This window comes from Vibrio sp. 1562, from assembly GCF_033340155.1.
GTDB classification, from domain to species: Bacteria; Pseudomonadota; Gammaproteobacteria; order Enterobacterales; family Vibrionaceae; genus Vibrio; species Vibrio alginolyticus.
Genome location: NZ_JAWOVY010000024.1, coordinates 46,775 through 70,189 on the forward strand (window position 1 = coordinate 46,775; position 23,415 = coordinate 70,189).

Below are 23,415 nucleotides of genomic sequence, written 5' to 3' on the forward strand. Positions count from 1 at the left end.
GCGAGAATGGCTTGGTTTGTAGACGCGGCGGCGATTTAAAGGTCTAGTGGGTCTAAATCAAGAATCGACAACAAAGTATACAAACCAAGACAGCTCGCCCTTCGGGAGCGTGTCATTGACTCGGTTTCTGTGTCAAACAACTTGGAAAGAGCTGACTATTACGCTGCGTTGTTTTCCTTGACCCCGAATCAATGACAACGCTCTGAATCCTGCATCTTGAAGTCACTTGGGTATAAGAGTCATTTACAAGGAGGAGCGACATGTACCGTTATGTCAGTTCACCAAAAGCGTCAAAGTACATAGTACCGCCACCACAGCATCGCGAGTTGTCGAGTATCGATGTACCGGAGTCAGAACTTGAGATGCGTGAAATTCTGAACAATTGGTTTGCCGATGGATTGGCGCCCATCATTGAAAATGAGGACAATGACATCTCTGCTAATGAGCAACAGCGCTTTGAGCAGCTCAGTCGCACGGTGGGCGTGTTACTGCGTAATAAAGATTACTACTTCGCCACTAAGCGGATTCTTTCGTTGTGGGAGCAAGACTGCTTAGAAACGACTTACGTTAATTATCTGATTTTACGTAGTGAGCGCATACCATACTTCGAATAAGCCCTATTTATAGGCTTAAAATAGTGGTTTACATGGTTTTCTTAGTAACTTTTGACACCTGTATTTAACATTTTTGTAAACATCGTTATATTTAAGGCTCATCGTTGTCAGGAGTTTATGGATGAACCTTACGATATCAGGGAAGTTGCAGCTCAGTTTTGTGCTGCTAGCCGTACTTTTTATGGCATCAGCGGTATTCACGTATCGCAACGTCACTACCGTAGAGCAATACGCCTCTTCGTTACTTAAATCCGATTTACCGACCGTCGACACCAGTCGCGGTATCCAACAGTCCGTTCAAGCGTCGCTGTCCTCGATTCGAGCCTACATGTTGCTAGGTGGCGATGAAGAGGCGAGCGCACGTCTGAGTGAGGACGTGCGTAATATCATGGCATCTACAGACGAGTCGCTTCCAACGTTGCAGGCGTTGATCTCTGAACAGGATTTTCAAGCGATCCAAAGCCAGTGGGACGCGGTAAAAGTTTCTCTAAACAAGCTGATTGAACTTAGCCACAGTGATGAGAACTTACCCGCACACAACCTCTTTATTAACGAAGCGGCACCCATTGCAGAAGTGGCACTTGACCAGCTTCAAAGCTTAATCAACGAAGAGTCAGGAAACCCATTCGGTGGAGACAGAAAACGTCTGTTCAAAGTTTATGCCGACAGCTATACCTCGCTCGCCAATGCACTGTCTGCACTGCGAGATTTCCTGTTATACGGGCAGCAAGATCACCTAGACAAATACCACGACTTGATTAAATACCACAATCAATCTGTGGCGGAAATCGATAGCAAACTCGACAGACTTACTGATAACGACCAATCTTTGTGGTCACTGTTTAAAGAAATGCAGCAACTGTACTTTCCTTTAGCAGAGCAGGTAATTGCATTGCGTCAATCGCCAGAGTGGAACGAATCAAACTTGTTAATGGCGAATGAACTGTTGCCAGCAGCGGATGCACTAGACCAAAGCTTAGAAACGATCGTATTGGCTCAGCAAAGTCGTGCAGATCAAAGTGGACAGGGCATTAATCAGTCGATCAAAAACGTACTCACCACCATGCTGATTGCCGCGGCATTGGTTTTGTTTGCCGCAGTAGCGATTTCAAAATACATGGGCAACACCATTGGTCGCCGAGTGAAAAACTTATCGGAGCGTGCAAAGACGATCGCTTCAGGGGACGTTTCTCAGCCTCCGTTAACTGTTGTTGGGAAAGATGAATTGGCAGACCTTACCGATTCGATTAACCGCATGAACCAATCGTTAGCGAGCATCGTGGCAGGGGTGAGTGAGAAAGCGCACCAAGTGGATACCAGTATGGGGGCTTTGTTGGAATCGGCGCAAGTCACTTCATCGAATGTAGAACAGCAACAGACCAGCATTGTTGAAATGGGAAGCCAATTGGATGAAATCGCTTTAGCCGCGCGTAACACCCTAGATCAAGCCAACCAATCAGTGCAGAAGCTTTCTGATTCAAAAGGCGAGATTGAACAAGGTCGTGATGCTTTAGAGCAAAACAAAGTCACTATGGAAAGTTTGCACGGCAGCATTGAAACCGCGAGTACGCAGGTGACGCAGTTAAGCAAAGAGAGCGAAGCCATTGGCCGAGTTACAGAGGTGATTGAAGGCTTAGCAGAACAAACTAACTTACTGGCATTGAATGCCGCGATAGAAGCAGCGCGTGCGGGTGACCAAGGACGAGGCTTTGCGGTTGTGGCGGATGAAGTACGTATGTTAGCGACTCGCACTACTCAATCGACGACAGAAATCAACGGTATCATCAATGCGATTCAACGCTCGACCAATTCGGTGGTAGAGGAGATTGAACACAGTCAATCACTTGCGGAGCAGGGCGCTGAGCACATTGAAAAAGCGGTAACTCGTTTGCTTGTTACTACTGAGCAAATAGGTTCCTTGAATGAGCAAATGGCAGAACTTGCAGCAGCGGCAGAGCAGCAATCTCATGCGACCAATTCGATCACTGGATTGATGTCCGGTATTACTCAATCAGTGGATGAAGTTTCGAATAACAGCCAACGTGCATCAGAGACATCATTGCAAGTAAAAGAGCAAGTTACTGAGCTGAATCAACAGATGGCAACTTTCAAAACGGCGTAGATAAGGTTTACATCTTTCATCGACTTTTGAACGTTAACCAAATAGTAAAAAAGCCCCAATCCTTTTTACACAAAAAGGGTTGGGGCTTTTTGTTGGATGATACGCCGATATTCGTCTGCTTGCTCATTGGATTTGGCTATTTAAATCATAGCTAAAACCAAATTCTCTTCGCCGAGCCGGAGTCGTAATATGACTCCATCGGCAGCAAATACTGCAAAAGAATTTTTAAACTTTATACCAATCCCGGTAAGAGAATCGTTCGTTACTACGATTGGTATCATCCTTCTAGGAGCAAGATTATGAACAAACAAGTAAGCCTAATTGGTCTAGACAGCGAACAATCAGCACAACTAGCTCAACAGCTCAATCAACTGTTAGCGCATTACCAAGTGTTGTACATGAACTCTCGCGGTTACCACTGGAACATTAAAGGTGCGCAATTCTTCGAACTGCACGTAAAATTTGAAGAGATCTACACTGATCTACAAACAAAAATCGATGAGCTTGCAGAGCGTATTCTAACTTTGGGTCACACGCCAGCGCACGCATTCAGCAACTACTTGGAAGCAAGTGAAATTAAAGAACATCAAAACGCTACTTCTGGTGAGGAGTGTGTACAAGGTCTGGTTCAAGGCTTTAGCGTTCTGCTTCTAAAACAGCGTGAGATTCTACAAAACGCGGGTGAAGCAGATGACGAAGGTACAGCGGCATTGATGGGTGACTACATCCGTGAGCAAGAAAAATTAATGTGGATGCTTAACGCTTACCTACAAGGCTAAGCAGCGCATCACCCAAGCAATCCTTGGGAACGCATGAAACAATCGGGAATAAGTCATAAGGGGCACGCTGGTGCCCCTTTTTTTGTTTGCGTGTTTTATGTGTGCGCTTTATTTGCGTGGTAAGGATTGGAAATGGCTCAGTAAATCGCTGAGTTCATTAAGCGCCAACGAGGCTGAGTCATTGAAGGTTTCTTGATTCCCATGGTGCACAAGGCAAGAGGGCATCTGCGCGTTATACGCTGCCTGCAAGTCGTAAAGGTAATCGCCGACATAAAGCACTTCATCAGGCATCAAACGCCACTCTTTCGCCAATACCTGCAGAGACAAAGGGTCTGGCTTGGGCGGGAAGCATTCACGAGTGATGACTCGTTCTACTGAGATTTGGTTGTGCTCTAGTTTGCGCTGAGTGGCGATTTGGCAGTTGCGCGTCACGATAGCGGTTTTGATTTCATTTTGATGCAAGTGGGCGAGCAATTCATGGCAGCCAATCATTAGAGCAGACTGCTCAGCATCAGAAATCTCGTAATCAAATATCACGTTATGAGCGTGCTCTCGATGATGAGGATGCTCAAGTGCGTCGACAAAATCCAATAGATCTTCACTCTGCGGACAGCCAAGCTGTTGTCGCAATTCGCCGAAGTTCATATCAGAACTCACCAAGGTGTTGTCCAAATCAAACACCACGGCTTTAATTTTATCGAGCTGTAAAGGGAATGGAATCATAATGACCTCGTACAACTTAACCGAACTATCGTTTTAAAAAACAAAAGGTTATTGTTAAGTTTAGATTCTTCTGCTTAGATTGTACGAAAATAAATCACTAGTACGTCACAAATTAAATAGTCTTAACGATTTTAGTGTTTGATTACCTTTCCTCAAGACGAAAGATTTTGCCGCTGTCGGTAGAAAAGTAGATATAACCATCGGGGCTGATGGTTATATCTCTTACTCGCTCACCAAGATTCTCCATCAATCTTTTTGATTCGGTGAGCTTGCCATTCTCAATAGAAACCACGTTGATGTGCGCCAGCTTCAAGGCACCGGCGAGGATTTTTCCGTCCAACTCTGGGTATTTATCACCACGGTACAAAATCATATTACTGGGTGCGATAGAAGGGACGTATACCAGCTTGGGATCTTCCATTCCCGGTAACGACTTAGCTTCACCGACGTCCAACGGACCCCAATATTCTTTACCATGAGAGACTTTTGCCCAGCCGTAGTTCGCGCCTTTCTTGATTAGATTAATTTCATCGCCGCCGCGTGGTCCATGTTCAATAGACCACAGCTGTTTTGTTGCTTCGTCGTAAAACATACCTTGTGGGTTGCGGTGCCCGTAACTCCATATCTCAGGACGAGCTTGGGAAGGTTTGAATGGGTTGTCTTGCGGAACCGAACCATCAAGGTTAAGGCGCAGAATACTGCCAGCATGGGTTTGAGTGTCTTGCCCATTATCACGTTCGCCACGGTCACCGATTGAGAAATAAACTTTGTCGTCTACAAATGAAAGTCGACTGCCGTAGTGACGCCCTGTGTCGCTGATGGCATCAGCAACAAAGAGATCGTTCCAACCCACAAGTTGATTGTTTTGCAATTGCGCCGTCGCTAACGCCACCGTATTGCCTTTACTCGTGCGCTTGCTGTAGGTAAAGAAGAGTTGCGGGTTTTGCGTATCGGCATTCGGTGCGAGTGCAACATCCAATAAACCAGCTTGTCCACTGGTGTTCACATTGGGGACGTTAAACAGCTTTTGAGGTTTGCCTGATGTGATATCCAGCAACGAAACCGTACCGTTCTTTTCATTGACGATAACGCGTTGGTTATCTAAAAACTCGATCCCCCAAGGGATCTGAAATCCATTCGCCACCTCGTTCGCGCGGTATTCGGCAGCGTTGGCAGAAAAGGATAAACAAGTGAGTAGGGCAGCAGCAATCGTTCTCATGGTTCCTTCCAATATGAATCGTGTTAATACTTAAAAGCTAACACTAAAAGACTATGTTTGGCAGAGATTCACTTGTATATGAATGTAAAAAATCCCCGATACGAGATCGGGGATTGAATTAAGGCTAGAGAACTGTTTAGTTAGCGAGATTACATCGCTTCTTCGAAGATCTTAGAAATTTCTTCGTGAGTTGCTTGTTTAGGGTTAGTGAAACCACAAGCGTCTTTCAGTGCGTTGTCTGCTAGTGTTGGGATGTCTTCCAGTTTCGCACCAAGCTCTTTGATACCTGCTGGGATACCCACATCTTTCGCTAGAGTAACGATAGCGTCGATTGCTGCCGCTGCACCTGCTTCAGCAGACATGCCTTCTACGTTTACGCCCATTGCTTTTGCTACGTCACGTAGACGCTCAGGACATACTTGCGCGTTGTAACGCTGTACGTGAGGTAGAAGAATCGCGTTACAAACACCGTGTGGAAGGTCATAGAAACCACCTAGCTGGTGTGCCATTGCGTGTACGTAACCTAGAGACGCGTTGTTGAATGCCATACCCGCCATGAACTGCGCGTATGCCATTTGTTCACGAGCTTCTAGATCTTCACCGTTTTTCACTGCTGTGCGTAGATAAGCCTGGATAAGCTCAATCGCTTTAATTGCTACCGCATCAGTGATTGGTGTTGCTGCGATAGATACGTAAGCTTCAATCGCGTGAGTTAGGGCATCCATACCTGTTGCCGCAGTTAGCGAAGCAGGTTTAGCTAGCATTAGCTCTGGATCGTTTACCGAGATAAGCGGTGTTGTGTGCTTATCAACGATAGCCATCTTGATGTGACGCTCTTCGTCAGTGATGATGCAGAAACGCGTCATTTCAGATGCAGTACCTGCCGTCGTGTTGATTGCGATAAGTGGCATCATTGGTTTTGCAGACTGGTCTACGCCTTCGTAATCTGCGATTTTGCCGCCGCTAGAAGCAACAAGCGCGATACCTTTCGCACAGTCGTGTGGTGAACCACCACCTAGAGAGACAACGAAGTCACATTCGTTATCAGTAAGAAGTGCTAAGCCGTCGTTAACGTTGCTGATAGTTGGATTTGGTTGAGTGCCATCAAACACAACGGTTGCTACATCGCGCTCAGTGAGAAGGTCTTGAACTTGTTTGACTACACCGATTTGGTTAAGGATCTTATCCGTAACGATCAAACCTTTTTTAAAGCCTTGAGATTGGATGCTGTCTGCTGCGTCTTTCAAACAACCAGCGCCCATTAGGTTTACCGTAGGGATAAAAAATGCACTTGTCATATTGGATAGCTCCGTCGTTATTTTTAATAATCTTTCTTAATTTGCCATTTACTGTCGCACATTCGTTTCCAGATTGAAGTTGATCTGAAGCAAGTTTACCTACTTAGAGGTACTTGCAAGAGAAAAACTGTGACAGTGATCTTGTTGCACTGCGTATAAGTGCAACACTGATATAAAGTAGAACAAATATGAAACTATGGACGCAAACGATTGGCAGAAATTGACTTCTGACGCGGATATATCTCTAAATTCGACTAAAGTATAAAAAATCCCCATTAATAACTTAATTATCAATGGGGATAGAGAAGTGTTTTATAAGATAACTACTAATAATTAAGCTATTTTAATCAGCTTTGATACTAACTTTTCGATACCTGAAGCCGCTTGAGAGATATTTTCTGCCAACATGTAAGCAGGGGTTGAAAGTACGAGGTGTTTTTCATCAAAAACGATGTCTTCGACAGAGCACGTGGTGTGTTCACCGCCCATTTGATTAAATGCTATTGAGACTGCCTCATCGTTGCCTACCGTTCCTTTCACGCCTTGCTCATAAATCATCGGGATAATGGTTGGTGCGATGCATAGATAGCCAGCTGGTTTTTTCGCATTAGCAAACGCGCGACAAGCTTGAGCTACGTGTGTGTTAATGGAGCACTCTGCACCTGAAACGGCGAAGTCGGTTAAGTTTTTCGCAGCACCAAATCCACCTGGAAGCAGTAGGGCATCGTATTCATCAACGTTAAGTTTGGCAACATCGTCAATGTTTCCGCGTGCGATACGAGCTGATTCGATCAAGACGTTACGGGTTTCATCCATTTCGTCACCAGTTAGGTGATTGATGACATGGAGTTGGTCAATGTTAGGTGCAAAGCAGTGCCAAGTTGCCCCTGCTTTCTCGATGGCGTAGAGCGCCAACACTGCTTCGTGGATCTCAGAACCGTCGTAAACGCCTGAACCACTTAAAATGACTGCGACTTTTTTCATGTTTGGATTCCTTTACTCTGAACGTTCCTTAGATTGCTCTTCGCTATCTAGACCATGCGTTTCCGAGTGTGTTTTAACGTTTTCACTCTCGTTGTCATCTTCATCATAGTAGCGCACAACAAAGGGTGTAAGCATAACACTAGAGGGCAGAAAATGTTTCATATCAACTCCAACGGCTTAATAGAATGATTTTTATACTGATTTTTATAAAACAGTACGTTGAACCTGATCATTTTTGAGTTAAGCTGACGTTTCCTTTGGCATTCGTGAGTGGTAGGTCACATGAAATCAGTGCAATTTCGTTTCACACTTTATGGTTGTATCGCGATTCTCTCTTGGAGTTGTCTGCTTGGCATCGCGAGGTTGGTTACGGAGAGTTTAGGTCCTGTAGGCGGGGCAGCCATGTTGTACTCTCTTAGCTCTGTTTTCCTTCTTATCGTGGTCGGTATTCCAAAGTTGTCTTACTTTTCTCCCAAGTATCTTGTGCTTGGTGGTGCGATGTTCGTTTGTTATGAAATATTTCTCGCTCTATCTTTGGGATATTCCAACTCGCGCGCGCAGGCAATTGAGGTGTCGATTGTCAACTACCTTTGGCCCGCACTGACGGTTTTATTTGCGGTCCTTGGCAGCAATAAAAAAACAAACTGGTTGCTTTATCCAGCAGTTACGCTGGCGTTTGTTGGGGTTGCTTGGACTGTGAGCGGTGAGAATGGCTTATCCATAACTCAGATCATGTCCAATGTTAGTAGTAACCCTCTGGTGTATTTTATGGCTTTCGCTGGCGCGGTTATATGGGCTTTTTATTGCAACTTAACCCAAAGGCAGCAATCTAAACATAATGCGATTACCCTGTTTTTCATTGCAACAGCTGTTTCGCTTTGGGTCAAATATGCGTTTACGGATGAGCCACCAATGACATTCAGTTGGGAAGCGATGGGGTACTTAGTGGCTTCTGCGGCTTTAATGGCTGGTGGTTATGGTTTATGGAACATCGCGATCGTTGGCGGCAATATGGTTTTTCTCGCCACCTTGTCTTACTTCACGCCCATTTTTTCCGCTTTATTTTCTTCCATTATTCTTGGCGTAACTCTGAGCCATAGCTTTTGGCAGGGCGTTGTGATGGTAACGGTGGGCTCGCTGATGTGTTGGTTAGTCACTAAAGAGAAGCGCGAAGCGGCTGGGTAAGTTACCAACGAGATCGGAGAATTTAAGTGAGCAACGAACAGATCTCCCTTGCGAGCTGTATTCGAATACGAAGCAACTAAATCGAAAAAATTAAAAAAGCTCCCGAGATTGGGAGCTTTTTATTGAGTTTTAACGGCTCTTTGGTGGCGCTCTAATAAGCGACGTTCAAGTGTAGTTGAAGCTTGAATCTGTGCTTCGACAGTCGCTTGATAAGCTGCTTACGAGTGTGCTCTAGTGTATCAAGCTCCAATGTGTCGTCATCAATATGTACGTCCACATTTACTCGTAGCTCTTGGCCAACCTTCGTTACGCCAGCCAGTTTCAATTGATGCTCAGTTACTTTTTCAATCTCAAGAACATCTTTGCCAACGCTCTGACACAGCTCTTTGCTTGGTGCCATCATTAGTAGTTCACGTAAGGCACCTACTAGCATATCGAACGGTACTTTGAGGAAGTAAAAGCCCATTAAAACCATCATCATGGGGTCGGCATATACCGCATACTCAGAGAATGGCGTTAGTGAAACAGCCCAAGCCGAGATAAATCCTACGGTCACCGCCACACTCAACAAAGTATCCATTTGCCACTGTTTTTTCTCCGCTTCAATCAAGCCTGATGAGAAGCGGCGGCTGCGTTTCGCCATAAACCACCAAGCGTAACCACAACCGATAACATTCACGATGCCGAATAAGGTCGCAATAGAAGCATCGACCTCGCGACCTCCAGACATCAATGCTGATATCGCAGAGTAGAGAGAGAAGCTTACAACCACTAAAATGACGGCTGCTTTTATCGCAATAACGATTGGTTCTAAGACCGCTTTTCCAAATGGGAATACAGATTTTGAAGGCTTGTTAATATAGTAAGAAGCGGCCAGTGACAATAAAGTTAACAGTAAGCTGACCAAAGAGTAAACACCGTCAAAAACGATGACAATTGAGCCTACAAGCAAGCCAAGTACCATACCACCAGCAGCGAACCCAGATGCCAAAAGGGCTGAAATGGTTAGAATACGGTTTTCGTTTTTGCTTGTCCTGTCACACATAAAAGATGCCTTTGAATTTTAATACCTTACTATTCTTCGCTCATAAGGTAATTTAGGCAACCACAAAGTGACCAGTAACTAATCTAAAAAATTGCGCTTTTATTTATGCTCTTATAAAACAACGGCTTACTGTGGTTTTTTGGTGTCAGTAAAATTGACGCTCACTGATAAAATGTTTAGAAGTCAAATAAATACTCGCTCAATTTATCTGCTAACCACGTCATTGCAGGATGCTCAGCATGGCCGTTAGGTGAAAACATACAGTAGTCTTCTTGCGTCAATCCGTATGTGTGTTTGATAACGGCGAGCTTCTGCTGACGAAGGTAATGGCGGATTAATGGTTCTGGAAGCACGCCCCAAGCGTCTTCTTCTAAGATGGTGTTCAGCATGTAGTCAAAACTCGAAAAACCAATATATCGAGTCGAGAAAGGTTGCAGTTCAGGGTTGTCTTTCTCATTTAGGTACACCATTAGTGCTTGCATTTGACTACGTAGATCTTCGTCTGAGACACGGCGCATCTTACTTAGGCGGTGTGCTACACTGCATACTGACATCATACGTATCTTGCCTAATGGGTTATATACGATACGAGGATCGTCTACTCGCTCATAATCAACGCCGAAAGCAAAATCTACTTGGTGGGTACTGACCAAGTTGGCTAAGTCGCCACTGGATGCCAAGATTAAGTTGAAGGTTGTTGAAGGAAAGCGGTTATTCAATGTATGAGATAATTCTTGCCAGAGATCATCAGGTAAGGAGTCGTCACGTGCTACCCAAACTTCCGCGTTAAACCCTTCCGAGATTTGAGCGCAGGTCTTTCTGACCCGTTGTGCGATGATAAGTAGGTGTTCGCAATCTTTGTAAATGGCTTTCCCAGCTTCAGAGAGGGTGAGCTGGTTGCCAGTTCGGTTAAACAATTCAACGTCGAGATCTTTCTCTAATGCCTTAATCGACATACTGAGTTTGGTACGATTGCAGTCGAGTTGCCTTGCCGCTTCAGAAACAGAACCACACTCAGCGATGGTGCAGAAGGCTTCTACTTGAGTTAAGTTCATGATTTGACACAACCAATAAATGAATTCAAATAATTTGGGTATTATGCAGATGCGCTCCCAAAGCCATGAAAGATTATCGAAAAAAACGCGAATCCGCTAGATAAGTCTATGGTCTTTTAACGGTTTTGCGGTAATCTATGTGGGTTACAAAAAGTGAACATGGAGGCCACGATGGCACAAGATTGGGACGGCTTAGCAAAAAACTGGGAATCAAATCCAGCAACAGAGCAATTTGCGCAGTCGGTGTTTGAGCAGTTACAACAGCTAACTCAGCTTGATGGCATTAAAGTACTAGATTTTGGATGCGGAACAGGGCAGTTAAGTCAACGATTGTCACCGATGGTTAAAGACATCGTAGCATTAGACGCATCGGAAGCCATGATTGAGGAACTCGATAAAAAAGAGCTCGTCAATGTAGAACCTGTGGTAGATGCATTATCTCGCGGCTTGGTCGCTCAGCACCCTGCGTTTCGTGGACAGTTCGACTTGGTGGTTGCATCATCAGTTTTAGCGTTCGTGGAAGACTTAGACGCGTCATTAACGATCTCGCATTCTCTACTTAACCACGGCGGTTATTTTGTTCATTTTGATTGGATTGCAGAATGTGAACAAGACGGTTTTACCCTTGCGAAGTCTGAGCGTGCACTGAAAGAAGCGGGTTTTACTGAAGTTGAATCGCAACACGTTTTTGACATTACATCTGATGGTAAAACAATGTCGGTATTAATGGGGCTTGGCCGTCGCTAATACCGCTGAATAAAGAACAAAAATTGACAAAAGCGAGCTAACAAGCTCGCTTTTTTCTTATCTGCTGAGGGTATGTGTAACTTTACTTGCTCTAAACAAGTCGTCGTGGTGCAGGCAAGGACATACTCGAACAACTAAGTCTTCGGAGGTTATTTTTAGACGATTATCCTGCGTATCTCCTCCAGCACTTCAGGGTTGGCTATTGCGCCTAAATTTTCGACGTTTCGGTTGTTAACGACTTGCTTAACGGCTAACTCGACCAGCTTTCCTGAGCGTGTCTTAGGTATATCGCTTATTGCGTAAATCGCACTAGGTACATGCCTTGGAGAACATGCAGACTTTAGCTGTGCTTTGATGGAAGCGATCATCTCGTCATTGAGCTCTACCCCTTTGACTAATTGGACAAACAGCCATATTTGTTCGTTGCGATCGACTTCTTTTCCTACTGCGATCGAATCTAGAATACCGTCTATACAGTTCACTTGCTGATAGATTTCGGCCGTGCCGATTCTTACGCCACCGGGATTCAACGTGGTATCACTTCGACCATAAAACACGTATCCCCCAACGCTGGTCTGTTCAACATCATCGCCGTGGTGCCAAATATTGTCGAATTTATCCCAATAAGCGCGATGATATCTCTCACCGGTGTCGTTCCAAAAGCCAGCAGGGAAGTTGGGTAATGAATTGGCACAAACCAACTCGCCGCGCTCTCCCATTACGCTATTACCTTGTTGGTTAAAGACTCGGACATCGACCCCTAACCCTGCTGATTGGCACTCTCCCCGATAAACGGGAGAAATAGGGTTGCCTAATACAAAGCAGCCACAAATGTCTGTTCCGCCAGAAATCGAGGCGAGGTGTACATCTTCTTTAATGTGCTGATAGACATAATCAAACTGTTCTGGATACAGAACAGAGCCCGTTGAGCAAATGGTTTTCAGACTTGGAAATGCATCACTTTTCTGCGGAGAAAAAGATGCTTTTTCCAGCGCCTCTAGGTATTTTGCTGAGGTTCCAAACAGCGTCACTTCGGCTCGTTCTGCGAGGTCCCAGAGCACATCATGAGTGGGGTAAACAGGGCTACCATCAAAAATCACCAAACATGCACCGCTCGCGAGTGAAGAAACGTGCCAGTTCCACATCATCCAACCGCAGGTCGTGTAATAAAACACGCGTTCGTTCGGTTGAATATCGCAATGCAGTTGATGCTCTTTCAAGTGATTAAGCACCGTTCCGCCGACGGAATGAACGATGCATTTCGGTTTGCCTGTTGTGCCTGAAGAATAAAGCACAAATAGCGGATCGTTAAAATTCACACGAGTAAAAGTCAGCGCTTCGGGTGTGTATTGATTCAGGACGTTTTGCCAATCTTGGGTGCAGACATCGCATTCAAAAATGTGTGGTTTAAGGTAGCTAATTTGGCAAACTTGTTTAAGACCATCAAGATGATCCGCAATATGCTGGTTTTTCTCAGACATATCGAAAGTTTTGCCATTGAATGTATAGCCATCACAAGTAAACAGGATTTTGGGTTTCACTTGACCAAAGCGCTCCAAAACGCTTTCGACGCCAAAATCAGGTGAGGTGGAAGTCCAGGTCGCCCCTAAACTGGTGGTTGCTAGCATAGCTATCACCGTTTGAGGTAGGTGAGGTAAATAACCAGCGACGACATCACCTTGCTTAATTCCACATTCTTTCAACCATTGCTGCACACTCGAAACTTCTTCGCACAATTGTTTCCAGGTGTAGGTCTGTTTTTCTTCACGTTCATTTTCAAACCAAATCGCGAGATCATCGGGTTGGTGACACGCGTAGGTTAGCAAATTTTCGGCGTAGTTAATTTGCGCGTTTGGGAACCATTTTATATCCCTATTTTCAACAGGCTGCTGCCAGCGACTTTCTGATCGCTCTTTTATGGTCTCTCCCGGAGTGCCAATGACGTCGCAGAATAGCCAAACTTCCTGCCAAAATTTTTCTACATGATCGAGTGACCATTGATGCAGATCAGCGAAGCTTTCAAGGGTATTTCCTTGTCGATTAATGTGTTCAATAAACTGTGTAATGTTGGCTTCTTCGATACGACTGTCGCTCGGTTGCCATACTTTGCTGCTCTCGCGCATAGGTCCCTCTATAACAAAGTGATAACAGGTTTTAGTGTGAGAGGAATACACGATAAAGTCAAACAAGCCAGATATTATATCGTGTCATAAAAATCATGCAGTTACGATGGGTTGTAAACAATATGTTACATCAGGATAATGCTGAGAAAATCGCGCAGGGATTGGAAGCTCTTAAGACTACAGATAGGCTTAATGTAAAGGATTTGTTAATGGAGATGAGCCATGACCCAGTATCTTTCTAAACCCGTAAACCAGGAAGGCAGGGTTGAATGGAGCCGTGAAGAAGACGCCATTTGGCGAGATTTGGTAACACGACAAATGGGTGTGATCCAAAACAGAGCTTGTGAGGCTTATTTACACGGTTTGACGCTGCTTGATTTACCTCAAGACCGCGTTCCTCAGTTGCCAGAAATTAATCGTGTCTTGATGGATACAACAGGTTGGCAAGTGGAGCCCGTTCCCGCGCTTATTGATTTCGACCGATTTTTTAATCTACTCGGTAATAAGCGCTTTCCAGTCGCCACATTCTTGCGTACAAGAGATGAGTTCGATTACTTACAGGAGCCAGATTTCTTCCACGAAATATTTGGTCATTGCGCGATGTTAACCAACCCAGACTTTGCTGCATTTACCGAGCATTATGGTCAACTAGGGCAAGCCGCTACCCCAAAACAAAGAGCCTATCTCGCTCGCCTCTACTGGTTTACCGTAGAGTTTGGCTTGGTGAAAGAAGGGGACAAAACCAAAATTTACGGTGGTGGTATTCTTTCATCTCCTGGCGAAACCCTCTACGCATTAGAGAATGATGCAGCAATTCGCGACCCATTTGAATTACAAACTGTGCTGAGAACGCCTTATCGTATCGACATCATGCAACCGAAGTACTACGTGATTGACGACTTTTCTCAACTTTTTAAAATCAGTCAGTTAAATTTATTGAAACAAGCCGATCTAGCGATTGAAGCTGGACTGCTTCCTCCACTTTTTGAACCAAAGGAACCTGCTCATGTTGAATGAACAAAAATGCGAAGCTTGTAGTATCGATGCCATTGCACTAAGCAAAGAAGAACAACAATCTCTGCTGCTGCAATTGTCTGATTGGCAGATCATTGAAAGAGAAGACATACCTCAACTAGAAAAGGTGTATAAATTTAAGAACTTCAAACAAGCATGGGCTTTCAGTAACAAAATCGCGGAACTGGCAGAAGATGAGTTCCACCATCCTTCTATTTTGTTGGAATGGGGTAAGGTCACCGTAACGTGGTGGAGTCACTCTATCAAAGGTCTGCATAAAAACGATTTTATCTGCGCATCAAAGTGTGACGCGCTAGCATCGGCAGAGTAGGACATTACCTCATACAAAAAACGCCCGGCTTACGTCGGGCGTTTTGTTTCTAAATGACTTTTACATTACTTTATAGATTGATTCGGAAGACGGATGTCGTGCCCGATACCTCATTGCCAACGACGATAAAATGACCACCGTTACGGGTAAAGTAATTAATGGACTCTGGACCTAAATCGCCTGCTTTTGGATTGTATGTGTCGTTCATGCATTCGCCATCTTCGACTTCTGTACATACTGGCTGATTGTAATCACGGCGGTTTACGTAATGCATAAACTGCGCTTGTTTCGGGTCTGTGATGTCATAAATCATGATACCGCCTTGACGCTCCAAGCCGATAAACGCGTAATGACGACCGTTAATTTGTGCTACTTCAATCGCCTCTGGCTCAATACCTTTATCATCACTTCGGTCATCCCCACTATTATTGTTATCGTTGGTGCTGTTGAAGTTCTTGCCTTCATTCAGCAGCGCGATAGTCGCGAAATCGTCACCACTATCGAAGACCAACTTGCCGTTTTCATCCCAAATCGAGAATGAACGCGCGCCAAATGATTGAACATTCTCTTGTGCAGAAAGCGTTTGTTCCGGCTTAATCACTTTTAAACGCGCGAGTTGTTTGTTGTCTTTTAGTGCCTCTGCCAATGGGTGTTCTGCTGCCACTTTCAGCTTCTTACCGCGCACTTCATCAATATGGCTTAAACAGGTTCCTTGCTCAGATGTATATTCATCTGTACCGAGGTAATCGTCTTCATCCCACATAAAGCCAGCTTTGTCGCACAGTTCTTGAGTGGTTTTGAATCCGTACTCACGCCCGTCGCCTTCATTTGCAGATACGATGTAAGTACTCCCATTCACTGAGTAGCTGTCGATGGTGTCAGGCATAAATAAGCCAACCAGTTGTGGGTAGCTTTTCAAGTTCCCAATGATTTTGTCTTTGTTGGATGCATCGAGTTTAGCGCCCGACCAAGACTTCTCACCCAAGCCAACAATTCGCTCTACTGATTTGCTCTCTGGATTGACGATTGCCATGGCGTTATTTTCTTGTAGCGCGACATAGATTTTGCCGTTATCTGCAAAAGTGAGGTATTCCGGCTCTAGATCTTGTGCGATGGTGGCGTTTACCCCCGAAATACGCACATTCTTTGGAAGCTCTGCTTTTCGTGAATCATCAAATTCGTTAAAGCCAATTTGTGACACTTCTGCTTGAGCAACACCAAGGCTCAGATCGATCAAAGTGATACTACCTTCAGGGTCAATGCTGTAATCGCTGTTTGGTTCTCCTTCATTAGCGGTTGCGATGTATCGGCCATCTTTCGAGAAGCCAACCATGTCTGGCAATGCGCCTGTTGGAAACGTCATGACTAATGACAAATCGTCGGAGCGGTACAAGCCAACAATACCATTCGCTTGTTTATTACTGTTTTCAATCGCAACTGCTACCAAACCATTGAATACAGCGACACTGTTTGCTGCGCCAATTTCAATGCCCGCTGCTTCGCCAGCGCTGTTGAGATCAATGAATGCGCTTTGCGTTGGTACGCCGTTGTCATCCATAGACATTACATCGACACGTTTTGCTTGAGCATTAACCACATAGAGCTTATCTGTACAGGCGTCATAACTGACGATTTCAGCTGCCGATGTGTCGAATGGTGCATCAGCAACGGATGCTCCGATAAAAGTTAAACCTTGAATTGACGTTTCCCCAGTAACGGGTGCAGTGGTAGGTTTGCATTGTGTAGCGAATGAAGCCACGGTATCTTCGGGTTGTGATGAACACGCGATGGCAAGTGATGACAATGCGAGTGCACCGATTGCCTTTAAAGGGGTGATCATGATATCTCCTTATCAATCCGATAGGTTGTCAATCAGCATGGGTTTTATGCTGCTGTCCATTTCCGCAACTGGAATGATAGAGCGCTGAATGACGTTTGATTTGGTAAGGCTCTGAATATATGTATGATTGATGACTCTTATATTGGCTTTTTATGAAACTAATGTGTCATCAATATGATGAAGTAGGGATAGAGGAATAATGGAATTAAAATCGTTTTTAGATTTATTGGCAGCGTCACCAGAGCAGGTCGAATTTGAAGCAACGATGGCGGTGATCGAAGATAACTATACGTTTGAGCCAACCGCTTTTGTAAATGGTGAGACACAAAACAATGCAGGCGAGAACAACGGTTCGTGTAAGATCTTCGCTTTCGGTTTGCTAAACAACCTAGACAAAGAAGCGACGCTAGCCTGCTTTGGCCGTTTTTATCGTGAAGATGTATTGCAGCATCCAGAGAACAGCGATCACCAGAATATTCGTAATTTTATGGTGACAGGGTGGGAAGGCATTAAGTTTGAAGCGTCCGCTTTAACCGCTAAATAAACACCAGTCAGAAAACGATGATCAGTAAGCCAGTCGTATTACGCGACTGGCTTTTTTTCTAGACATTTTCGGCACAAACACAGCTGGTTGGCGCTTGGCTTGGGTAAATCACGGGTTTCAATAGTAAAGCACCAGCATGTCTCTTTGCCTGCGGCGATATCACAATGGGCTTGAGTCCCGCACTCAGGACAACTGTGCGTTGAATCTTCTCCTGCGATTTGTTCGATAATCGCATCTCGTTGGAGATCGGTTTTGTCTTTCCATTGGATGATTTCATCCATCGTCCGGTGACAACCAGAGCATATTCCGGCGTTATTTTTACATGCTGCTCGACAAGGTGACTTCATTGCTTTCTCGTTCTCATTTTTTATGCCGCGTACTCTAGCACAAAGCGAGTCAAGGCCGCCAAAATAAACGTGACTGCGATTTGCTGGTGAGGAGGGAGAACCAGTGTTACCCTTGCACGAGTTACCTTAACTCTCTGTCACTTATGTTAGAAAAAGAAAACCTCATTAAACTCGCTAGAATGCAAATGCCATTTGGGAAATATGCAGGGCGAGTGTTAATCGACCTGCCTGAAGAATACTTACTGTGGTTTGCCAATAAAAAACAGTTTCCTTCGGGAGAGTTGGGTGATTTAATGCAGCTATGTTTAGCTCTCAAGGTTGAGGGCTTAGATTCTGTAGTGAAGCCCCTTAAGTATGAGAACTACCCCTAAAATCTATAATTACGCTCGTGTCAGCACCACTAAACAAACAAAAGGTGTGGGATTAGAAACCCAGCAGCAGAGGAGCGTCCTCGAAAACCTGTCGCAAGAGCATAACCTTCCTATTCATGATGAGAATTTCGTCGATCAGGGGTTAAGTGCATATCATGGTAAACACAAGGATGGTGCATTTGGAGTTGTTTTATCTCGAATTGAAAGTGGTGAAATAGCGTCTGGCAGTATCCTTGTTGTCTTCTCCCTAGACCGCCTCTCAAGAGAAACGGTTAACGTTGCTATGGAGCAATTTCTTAGCATTATTAATCGTGGCGTACGTGTTTATACACATATTGATTGCAAAATGTTTGATTCAGAGAGCCAAAATCAGACCGCAGATCTTATTGGTTCGTTAATTACGATGCAGAGAGCAAATGAGGAATCTGAAACTAAATCGAAGCGTATAATTGCTGCACAGAAGATCGCTTTAAAGCGTTGGAAAGATACAGGTAAGCCACAAGGAGCACTTGGACGCTCACCATTCTGGATAGATCAACCTACAAATACACTTAATATCAATGCCGAAGGTGTGAAAAAAGCGGTTGAAATGAAACTTGCGGGTTACGGGGACTTAAAAATTAAACAGTACCTTGATGCTAATTTCGAGTACAAGCAAACACGAACAAAGGGTACTGTAAAACAATCGAATACATGGGATTATACTGCTATCAGTCAGTTATGGGCTAATCGTTCATTGATTGGGGAAAAAAACTTTCATATAGAAGGTGTCAGTCATGTTTTTGAAAATTACTATCCTCCCATAATTGATGAAGCCACATTCCGTAAGCTTAAAATGTGTAAATCCGAAAAACGAGGAAGGAATACAAGCAGTGGCAAAATACCATTGCTAAAAGGTATTGCTCGGTGCGGTATTTGCGGCGGGGCGATGGTGTTCGTCGATAAGGGTGATAATAGAGTTAACTACGTGTGTAATTTGGCGATGAAAGGAGAGCATGATAGGGAAGTATATAATGTAAACATGCTGGATCTTTTGACGTTGGAAATATGTAAGGATGCTTACCTTGCAGAATCTGATAAGGCTAATAATACATTTGTAGAAAATGAAAAAATAAAAATTGAAACAGAGTTGGTAGAAGAACGAGAAGTACTAGATGAACTTGTAGCTCGTTTTAAATCAAAAAGATCGAACGCGATTTTAGACCTTATTGGAGATAGTGAAAACAAAATTGACGAGCTTGAAGCTAGACTGGATGCCCTTAACAGCGCTGATGTGATTTTAAGTGCAGATGAGTTAGCAAGCTTACCTGATATTTTTACCGATGATGTTCGAAAAGACTACTTACACCCAGAAAGGTTGGCAATTCGCAATAACCTCTATCGTTTTATTTCTTCAATTACTCTGAATCGTATGTTTGAACCTTGCAGTGATGCCAAGACTAAGTTTGCCAACTGCGTCGATATCACTTGGCACTTCAAAAATGGTCAAAAGCGAAGGCTTGCGATGTTGCCCTACGAGTACACAAAGACTGAAAGTGGTGGCAAAGGGCTTTATCTGCCATTCGTGTATATGTATTGCAGCAAAAACCTTATCAAAGTAGAAGATGGTGATCAGCTTTTGTCAGATATTTTGACGAAACTTCACAAACTAGACCTAACGAAGTGTCTGTATCCGAGCAAAGGGCAGTACCAATGGAGTCAACGAACTTTAGAGTGTGGGAAAACCTATTGGGTTCCGCTGGATGAGGGCGTGTTTCTAGAACCAGAGGCATTGCAGTTTGATTTTGGAGGTATTCATACTGAAAAATCAACGTCTCAAAATTATATTTCTTTAATGTATAGCCATCTATGGGCGGAAGGGGAGTATACGAATGATTACCCATTGTTGAAGTTTCGTGATTTAGCCCGAGGGTTTAACTTCGTAGAAAGTTATGCTTTTTATGATACCTTGCGAGATAATCTTTTCGACCAAGAGCTTTACTTAGCACGCGATTTTTTGATGTCTTAGTGAGATTCTTATTCTATTAAAGGGCATGGTACGACGGAGTATTAAATGTAATACCCATGACTCTTTCGACGAGAGTTCGCTGGAGATTCTGAGATTGCAGCCCGTTAACTATGGCGATTATGGGAGCGCTACTGTTAAACATTGGTGATTATAGGTACATCTAGCACCTGAACTATGGTGATTTTGGGATCGCAACCGCTAAACACTGGTGATTATAAGTAGAGCCAGCACCTGAACTATGGTGTTTTTAGGATCGCTCACCACCTAAGGCTGGTGATTGTAGGACATCCAGCACCTCAACTATGGTGATTTTAGGATCGCTCATCGCCAAAGGCTGGTTATAGGACATCCAGACCCTGAACTATGGTGATTTTAGGATCGCTATCACTAAACACTGGTGATTATAGGTACATCCAGCACCTGAACGATGGTGATTTTAGGATCGCTCATCGCCTAAGGCTGGTAATTGTCGGACATCCAGCACCTGAACTATGGTGATTTTAGGATCGCTATCACTAAACACTGGTGATTATAGGTACATCCAGCACCTGAACGATGGTGATTTTAGGATCGCTACCGCTAGACACTGGTGATTATAGGCACATCTAGCACCTCAACTATGGTGATTTTGGGATCGCTCATCGCCTAAGGCTGGTGATTGTAGGATATCCAGCACCTGACTATGGTGATTTTGGGATCGCTACCGCTATACACTGGTGATTATAGGTACATCCAGCACCTGAACGATGGTGATTTTAGGATCGCTACCGTTAAAATTGGTGATTATAGGTACATCCAGTGCCTGAACTATGGAGATTCTGGGATCGCTACCGTTAAAATTGGTGATTATAGGCACATCCAGTGCCTGAACTACGGTGATTTTGGGATCGCTCACTGCCTAAGGCTGGTGATTATAGGCACATCCAGCACCTCAACTATGGTGATTTTGGGAGCGCTCACCACCTAAGGCTGGTGATTGTAGGACATCTAGCGCATGAACTATGGTGATTTTGGGATCGCTCATCGCCTAAGGCTGGTAATTGTCGGACATCCAGCACCTGAACTATGGTGATTTTAGGATCGCTATCACTAAACACTGGTGATTATAGGTACATCCAGCACCTGAACGATGGTGATTTTAGGATCGCAACCGCTAGACACTGGTGATTATAGGCACATCTAGCACCTCAACTATGGTGATTTTGGGATCGCAACCGCTAAACACTGGTGATTATAGGCACATCCAGAACCTCAACGATGTTGATTTTAGGATCGCTATCGCTAAACACTGGTGATTATAGGTACATCCAGCACCTGAACGATGGTGATTTTAGGATAGCAACCGCTAGACACTGGTGATTGTAGGATATCCAGCACCTGACTATGGTGATTTTGGGATCGCTACCGCTATACACTGGTGATTATAGGTACATCCAGCACCTGAACGATGGTGATTTTGGGATCGCTCATCGCCTAAGGCTGGTGATTGTCGGACACCCAGTCCTGAATTATGGTGATTTTGGTATCACAACCGCTAAACACTGGTGATGATAGGTACATTTAGCACCTGAACTATGGTGTTTTTAGGATCGCTCATCGTCTAAGTCTACGACGATAGGAACTAACACAGTACAAATCCCTATGAGTGGACTCCGTACACTCAAAAGCGCTTCCATCAAAATCCTAGTTCTATAATCAATAACAGATCCTACTGGTTACAAAAGTTACATTCATTTAAGTGAAAATTGTAACCGAAAAGAGAATATAAAACAGACACTTATAAAAAGGTTACTTTTTCCGAAAAAAAATGTAACCGATGAAATCCTTACTGCACAAGGGTTAGAGCCACTTGGTTACATTTTCCTACCTACTCTTATTAAATGAAAAGTGAAAGTAATAAAAATAGTAAATGTATAGAGTCATGGATTTTGCTCTAAAATGTAACCCTTTTAGTTAAAGTATTGATTTTTAATATTTTATTCGGTTACAAATCGATATAATCGGTTGTAACCCAACGTAACTTTTGTAACCCGTTTTATATATGCGTGAATTATATAGGAGTTTGCGGTTACATTTTTTGTAACCTCCTCCTCGCCAAGAGAAAAAACACTCAATTTTATTTTTCCAATTTTTGTTGGTAGTATTTCATTGTTGCTTTGATTGTTGTTGAGGTGGTTCTCGACAATATGCAACTATCTCTCGTTTTTGGCTTGGGATTATAGATTGAACCTTAGATACCCGCTCCTGAGTGGGTATTTTTTTGTCTAAATTTTTATTTCATATACATTTGACATCAAAGAAAGAAAATTACTAACCTTCTTTTTGTGGGCACAAATTGATTTCAATTTTAACCATATTCGAGGGACTAACCACCTCTCGTTAGTGAATCTATAAATCCAAAAAAAAACGAATAATAATGAATAATACCTCTTTTGGCGGTAATCCCGCACCCCAACACCAACTAACTGAACTCATAAAAGTCAGAATAACCACTACTCAAAAAAATTGGCTAAAAACACAACCTAACGCTTCGAGATTAATTAGGGATGCGATTGATGAGTTGATGAGTAAGTCTCTAAATAGAGTTGGTGATGGTCATGGAAATGCTTAATAATGTTGTATCTATTGAAAGCTCGATAGATAAGGTAGATGCGCAATCTCTCAAACTTGCGAGTGAAATTAAATTCAAAATCAATAAACTTCTAGGTGTTACCTCGCCTGAATCTGTCGATTGGTTAGATATTCCTATTGATTGTCGTGCCCTTCAAAGTCAGCTTAATGGATCATTTTATTCGAGTACTAATCGACGTATTTATCTAGTTAATGAGCAGGGTGCTCTCATCCAGTTTGAGGGAAGTGAAGCGGTCTCTGCTTTATCACGACGATATGGTTCATTTTTTGACGATTTGGAGTTGGAGAGTATTGTAGAAACTCCTGTTCGCCGCCTTACTGACGGGAAGGCTGAGTACAGATCATTACTAAAACAAATCGGCTTTGTTGCGTAATTCGGACAGAAAACCAAGTCGTCCGAAATTGAATAATTATTAAACAATATACTGAGTTTCA

Annotated in this window: 21 protein-coding genes; 11 read left to right on the forward strand and 10 right to left on the reverse strand. The window is 43.8% G+C overall.

The features are described 5' to 3' along the window. The first annotated feature begins 260 nt into the window (after window positions 1-260). The 3 genes from R7Z49_RS19735 to R7Z49_RS19745 all read left to right on the forward strand — a co-directional run bounded on the left by R7Z49_RS19735 (window position 261) and on the right by R7Z49_RS19745 (window position 3,515). Window positions 261-614 carry a hypothetical protein gene (locus R7Z49_RS19735; protein ID WP_033906832.1) on the forward strand — a complete coding sequence of 118 codons (354 nt, stop codon included), beginning with the start codon at window positions 261-263 and terminating at the stop codon, window positions 612-614. Between the two features lie 121 nt (window positions 615-735). Next, window positions 736-2,736 carry a methyl-accepting chemotaxis protein gene (locus R7Z49_RS19740; RefSeq protein WP_053303759.1) on the forward strand — a complete coding sequence of 667 codons (2,001 nt, stop codon included), beginning with the start codon at window positions 736-738 and terminating at the stop codon, window positions 2,734-2,736. Window positions 2,737-3,035: 299 nt separating this feature from the next. Beyond that, a complete protein-coding gene (locus R7Z49_RS19745) occupies window positions 3,036-3,515 on the forward strand; it encodes a Dps family protein (protein ID WP_005388254.1) in 480 nt (159 codons plus the stop codon). Between the two features lie 108 nt (window positions 3,516-3,623). Here the strand turns inward: R7Z49_RS19745 and R7Z49_RS19750 are convergent, their stop codons facing one another. The 5 genes from R7Z49_RS19750 to R7Z49_RS19770 all read right to left on the reverse strand — a co-directional run bounded on the left by R7Z49_RS19750 (window position 3,624) and on the right by R7Z49_RS19770 (window position 7,901). Next, window positions 3,624-4,238, reverse strand: coding sequence for an HAD family hydrolase (locus tag R7Z49_RS19750; protein ID WP_186585191.1), 615 nt, complete (start codon window positions 4,236-4,238; stop codon window positions 3,624-3,626). Between the two features lie 142 nt (window positions 4,239-4,380). Beyond that, window positions 4,381-5,457 (reverse strand): PQQ-dependent sugar dehydrogenase, encoded by a 1,077-nt coding sequence (locus tag R7Z49_RS19755; RefSeq protein WP_318111946.1) that lies wholly within the window; start codon window positions 5,455-5,457, stop codon window positions 4,381-4,383. Window positions 5,458-5,606: 149 nt separating this feature from the next. Further along, window positions 5,607-6,755 carry an L-threonine dehydrogenase gene (yiaY, locus tag R7Z49_RS19760; protein WP_318111947.1) on the reverse strand — a complete coding sequence of 383 codons (1,149 nt, stop codon included), beginning with the start codon at window positions 6,753-6,755 and terminating at the stop codon, window positions 5,607-5,609. Between the two features lie 333 nt (window positions 6,756-7,088). Then, window positions 7,089-7,739 carry an isoprenoid biosynthesis glyoxalase ElbB gene (elbB, locus tag R7Z49_RS19765; RefSeq protein ID WP_170893319.1) on the reverse strand — a complete coding sequence of 217 codons (651 nt, stop codon included), beginning with the start codon at window positions 7,737-7,739 and terminating at the stop codon, window positions 7,089-7,091. A gap of 12 nt (window positions 7,740-7,751) precedes the next feature. Beyond that, window positions 7,752-7,901, reverse strand: coding sequence for a hypothetical protein (locus R7Z49_RS19770; RefSeq protein WP_017634379.1), 150 nt, complete (start codon window positions 7,899-7,901; stop codon window positions 7,752-7,754). A 120-nt stretch (window positions 7,902-8,021) separates the two neighbouring features. On the opposite strand from R7Z49_RS19770, the gene yddG reads away from it, so the two are divergent. Continuing rightward, window positions 8,022-8,924: an aromatic amino acid DMT transporter YddG gene (gene yddG / locus R7Z49_RS19775; protein ID WP_042521459.1), complete on the forward strand. Its 903-nt coding sequence runs from the start codon at window positions 8,022-8,024 to the stop codon at window positions 8,922-8,924. 151 nt (window positions 8,925-9,075) lie between these two features. On the opposite strand, the gene R7Z49_RS19780 is transcribed toward yddG, so the two are convergent. Then, a complete protein-coding gene (locus R7Z49_RS19780) occupies window positions 9,076-9,969 on the reverse strand; it encodes a cation diffusion facilitator family transporter (RefSeq protein ID WP_053303754.1) in 894 nt (297 codons plus the stop codon). A 176-nt stretch (window positions 9,970-10,145) separates the two neighbouring features. Beyond that, a complete protein-coding gene (locus tag R7Z49_RS19785) occupies window positions 10,146-11,024 on the reverse strand; it encodes a LysR family transcriptional regulator (protein WP_115386719.1) in 879 nt (292 codons plus the stop codon). A 171-nt stretch (window positions 11,025-11,195) separates the two neighbouring features. On the opposite strand from R7Z49_RS19785, the gene R7Z49_RS19790 reads away from it, so the two are divergent. After that, window positions 11,196-11,771, forward strand: a complete 576-nt coding sequence (locus tag R7Z49_RS19790; RefSeq protein WP_017821100.1) for a class I SAM-dependent DNA methyltransferase — start codon at window positions 11,196-11,198, stop codon at window positions 11,769-11,771. A 155-nt stretch (window positions 11,772-11,926) separates the two neighbouring features. Here R7Z49_RS19790 and R7Z49_RS19795 read toward each other — a convergent pair whose 3' ends face one another. Next, entirely contained in the window at window positions 11,927-13,894 is a 1,968-nt protein-coding gene (locus R7Z49_RS19795; protein WP_170893318.1) for an acetoacetate--CoA ligase, read from the reverse strand. Window positions 13,895-14,116: 222 nt separating this feature from the next. Between R7Z49_RS19795 and phhA the strand changes: the two genes are divergently transcribed. After that, entirely contained in the window at window positions 14,117-14,911 is a 795-nt protein-coding gene (gene phhA / locus R7Z49_RS19800; protein WP_318111948.1) for a phenylalanine 4-monooxygenase, read from the forward strand. After that, a complete protein-coding gene (locus R7Z49_RS19805) occupies window positions 14,901-15,239 on the forward strand; it encodes a 4a-hydroxytetrahydrobiopterin dehydratase (protein ID WP_005375563.1) in 339 nt (112 codons plus the stop codon). Before phhA ends, R7Z49_RS19805 begins: the two co-directional genes overlap by 11 nt. 70 nt (window positions 15,240-15,309) lie before the next feature. Here the strand turns inward: R7Z49_RS19805 and R7Z49_RS19810 are convergent, their stop codons facing one another. After that, a complete protein-coding gene (locus tag R7Z49_RS19810) occupies window positions 15,310-17,079 on the reverse strand; it encodes a choice-of-anchor I family protein (RefSeq protein ID WP_170893316.1) in 1,770 nt (589 codons plus the stop codon). Between the two features lie 199 nt (window positions 17,080-17,278). Between R7Z49_RS19810 and R7Z49_RS19815 the strand changes: the two genes are divergently transcribed. Further along, complete coding sequence (locus R7Z49_RS19815) at window positions 17,279-17,623, forward strand: HopJ type III effector protein (protein ID WP_005375560.1); 345 nt, start codon at window positions 17,279-17,281, stop codon at window positions 17,621-17,623. Between the two features lie 38 nt (window positions 17,624-17,661). On the opposite strand, the gene R7Z49_RS19820 is transcribed toward R7Z49_RS19815, so the two are convergent. After that, window positions 17,662-17,970 carry a cysteine-rich CWC family protein gene (locus R7Z49_RS19820; RefSeq protein WP_080276966.1) on the reverse strand — a complete coding sequence of 103 codons (309 nt, stop codon included), beginning with the start codon at window positions 17,968-17,970 and terminating at the stop codon, window positions 17,662-17,664. Window positions 17,971-18,113: 143 nt separating this feature from the next. On the opposite strand from R7Z49_RS19820, the gene R7Z49_RS19825 reads away from it, so the two are divergent. From R7Z49_RS19825 to R7Z49_RS19835, 3 genes are all read left to right on the forward strand, one after another. Beyond that, entirely contained in the window at window positions 18,114-18,341 is a 228-nt protein-coding gene (locus R7Z49_RS19825; protein ID WP_029812086.1) for a DUF3820 family protein, read from the forward strand. Then, the gene (locus R7Z49_RS19830; protein ID WP_318111949.1) at window positions 18,325-20,349 is read left to right on the forward strand and encodes a recombinase family protein; all 2,025 of its coding nucleotides are present in this window, start codon (window positions 18,325-18,327) and stop codon (window positions 20,347-20,349) included. Before R7Z49_RS19825 ends, R7Z49_RS19830 begins: the two co-directional genes overlap by 17 nt. A gap of 2,597 nt (window positions 20,350-22,946) precedes the next feature. Beyond that, window positions 22,947-23,354, forward strand: coding sequence for a hypothetical protein (locus tag R7Z49_RS19835; protein WP_318111950.1), 408 nt, complete (start codon window positions 22,947-22,949; stop codon window positions 23,352-23,354). The last annotated feature ends 61 nt before the right edge of the window (window positions 23,355-23,415 follow it).

Excerpts from the sequence above, each read along its gene's own strand:
- R7Z49_RS19820 (WP_080276966.1), bottom strand. The coding sequence starts at position 17,970 with ATGAAGTCACCTTGTCGAGCAGCATGTAAAAATAACGCCGGAATATGC.
- R7Z49_RS19745 (WP_005388254.1), top strand. The coding sequence starts at position 3,036 with ATGAACAAACAAGTAAGCCTAATTGGTCTAGACAGCGAACAATCAGCA.
- R7Z49_RS19785 (WP_115386719.1), bottom strand. The coding sequence starts at position 11,024 with ATGAACTTAACTCAAGTAGAAGCCTTCTGCACCATCGCTGAGTGTGGT.
- R7Z49_RS19740 (WP_053303759.1), top strand. The coding sequence starts at position 736 with ATGAACCTTACGATATCAGGGAAGTTGCAGCTCAGTTTTGTGCTGCTA.
- R7Z49_RS19735 (WP_033906832.1), top strand. The coding sequence starts at position 261 with ATGTACCGTTATGTCAGTTCACCAAAAGCGTCAAAGTACATAGTACCG.
- R7Z49_RS19815 (WP_005375560.1), top strand. The coding sequence starts at position 17,279 with ATGGAATTAAAATCGTTTTTAGATTTATTGGCAGCGTCACCAGAGCAG.
- R7Z49_RS19750 (WP_186585191.1), bottom strand. The coding sequence starts at position 4,238 with ATGATTCCATTCCCTTTACAGCTCGATAAAATTAAAGCCGTGGTGTTT.
- phhA (WP_318111948.1), top strand. The coding sequence starts at position 14,117 with ATGACCCAGTATCTTTCTAAACCCGTAAACCAGGAAGGCAGGGTTGAA.
- R7Z49_RS19790 (WP_017821100.1), top strand. The coding sequence starts at position 11,196 with ATGGCACAAGATTGGGACGGCTTAGCAAAAAACTGGGAATCAAATCCA.
- R7Z49_RS19825 (WP_029812086.1), top strand. The coding sequence starts at position 18,114 with ATGTTAGAAAAAGAAAACCTCATTAAACTCGCTAGAATGCAAATGCCA.
- yiaY (WP_318111947.1), bottom strand. The coding sequence starts at position 6,755 with ATGACAAGTGCATTTTTTATCCCTACGGTAAACCTAATGGGCGCTGGT.
- elbB (WP_170893319.1), bottom strand. The coding sequence starts at position 7,739 with ATGAAAAAAGTCGCAGTCATTTTAAGTGGTTCAGGCGTTTACGACGGT.
- R7Z49_RS19810 (WP_170893316.1), bottom strand. The coding sequence starts at position 17,079 with ATGATCACCCCTTTAAAGGCAATCGGTGCACTCGCATTGTCATCACTT.
- R7Z49_RS19755 (WP_318111946.1), bottom strand. The coding sequence starts at position 5,457 with ATGAGAACGATTGCTGCTGCCCTACTCACTTGTTTATCCTTTTCTGCC.
- R7Z49_RS19805 (WP_005375563.1), top strand. The coding sequence starts at position 14,901 with ATGTTGAATGAACAAAAATGCGAAGCTTGTAGTATCGATGCCATTGCA.
- R7Z49_RS19780 (WP_053303754.1), bottom strand. The coding sequence starts at position 9,969 with ATGTGTGACAGGACAAGCAAAAACGAAAACCGTATTCTAACCATTTCA.
- R7Z49_RS19830 (WP_318111949.1), top strand. The coding sequence starts at position 18,325 with ATGAGAACTACCCCTAAAATCTATAATTACGCTCGTGTCAGCACCACT.
- R7Z49_RS19835 (WP_318111950.1), top strand. The coding sequence starts at position 22,947 with ATGGAAATGCTTAATAATGTTGTATCTATTGAAAGCTCGATAGATAAG.
- R7Z49_RS19770 (WP_017634379.1), bottom strand. The coding sequence starts at position 7,901 with ATGAAACATTTTCTGCCCTCTAGTGTTATGCTTACACCCTTTGTTGTG.
- yddG (WP_042521459.1), top strand. The coding sequence starts at position 8,022 with ATGAAATCAGTGCAATTTCGTTTCACACTTTATGGTTGTATCGCGATT.
- R7Z49_RS19795 (WP_170893318.1), bottom strand. The coding sequence starts at position 13,894 with ATGCGCGAGAGCAGCAAAGTATGGCAACCGAGCGACAGTCGTATCGAA.